Genomic DNA, 636 nt, shown 5'->3' with positions numbered 1-636 from the left:
CAATCTGCTCAAAACGCAGACCGGATGCCATCGCAAAAACCGTCAATCAAATCGCCAAAAGCCAGAAATTACCCGCCAAGCACATCAATCAACGGTTCTTCGATCCCTCCATTTTTATCGCGATTAAGTGGTTTTTGCGTCGACAAAAAAGGCAGTCAGCTGCGGATTATCATTATCTTCTGGTTTTCGACAAATGTCGAAATACCTTAATTATGTTAGTCAATATTCTTATATTTCAGCATGTTAGTGATACCCTTAATTATGGGAAGGTCCCTTATTGATGCGAAAAAAGCCCATAATTAGGAGACAAAACGCGACCGCATGTTTATCAACGCACGGGTCTGCTTCCGCCTACATCTCGGTCGTTTGGACCACAAGATTATTTGTCAAATAGCGGACATCAGCGCTTCAAAGCCTCGTTGTAGAGCTTGTCTGGATTTCACTGATTACACCTATTGAATGATTCCAAGACACAGGCAGTCCCCCCATGGACGTTACGGTGAAAATTTCGGCGATACGGACTTTTGATCGGATCATATGACAAGCACATCCTTATATCCTTGTCATACTGCCCCATAGTATGAAAGGATACTCAAGGGCAGTATATTCGGAGTAAACGTTTCGTGCCGCACACAC

1 protein-coding gene is annotated in these 636 nt (G+C 43.6%); it reads left to right on the top strand.

Features of this window, described 5'->3' with window-relative positions; all coding sequences use genetic code 11:
* On the top strand, nucleotides 1-281 hold a 281-nt coding region (locus HKD31_RS16210; RefSeq protein ID WP_228120975.1), incomplete at its 5' end, for a hypothetical protein.
* Between the last annotated feature and the right edge of the window lie 355 nt (nucleotides 282-636).

This window comes from Gluconobacter potus (genome assembly GCF_015244705.1).
Lineage (GTDB): Bacteria > Pseudomonadota > Alphaproteobacteria > Acetobacterales > Acetobacteraceae > Gluconobacter > Gluconobacter potus.
This window is presented reverse-complemented; position numbering and strand designations above follow the sequence as displayed.